This is a genomic window from Marilutibacter spongiae (genome assembly GCF_014145325.1).
In the GTDB taxonomy this organism is placed as follows: Bacteria; Pseudomonadota; Gammaproteobacteria; order Xanthomonadales; family Xanthomonadaceae; genus Marilutibacter; species Marilutibacter spongiae.
Window position 1 is genome coordinate 1 of record NZ_JACHTF010000053.1, and the last position, 575, is coordinate 575.

The 575-nt window shown below is 65.7% G+C and carries 1 pseudogene; it reads right to left on the bottom strand.

What is annotated here, in order from left to right:
* Positions 1–575 (bottom strand): annotated as a pseudogene (locus H4F98_RS16670) (transposase); the annotation flags it as partial.

Sequence of the window (575 nt, forward strand, 5' to 3'; positions counted from 1 at the left end):
AAGTCCATCGACCAGACCTCGTTGGCACGGCTCGGACGCAGCAGCGGCTGCCGGTCGGCGACCGGCACCTTCTTCCGCTTCCGGCGCCGCACCTGCAGCTTCGCTTCCTGGTACAGCCGCTCCACGCGCTTGTAGTTCACGAGAACTCCCGCCTGCCTGAGCTTGAGGTAGATCATCCCGACGCCGTAGCGCTTGTATCGCTGGGCCAGTGCGAGGATCTGCTCGCGGAGATCGACGTTGCGATCGGGCGCCGGCTGGTAGCGATACGCGCTGGCACTCATGCGCAGCACCGCCAAGGCTCGCCGCTCGCTCAGCCCCCTGGTCATCATGTAGCGCACCTGCTCGCGTCGAGCCGGCGCGCTCACCACTTTTTTCGCAGGACGTCCTTGATGACCTCGTTCTCGAGCACCTGCTCTGCCAGGAGCTTCTTCAGCCGCCCGTTCTCGGTCTCCAGCTCCTTCAAGCGCTTTGCGTCGGGCACGCTCATGCCCCCGAACTTGCTCCGCCACAGGTAGTACGACGCCTCGCTGAAGCCGTGCTTGCGGCACAGCTCCTTGACCGGCAGCCCGGCCTCG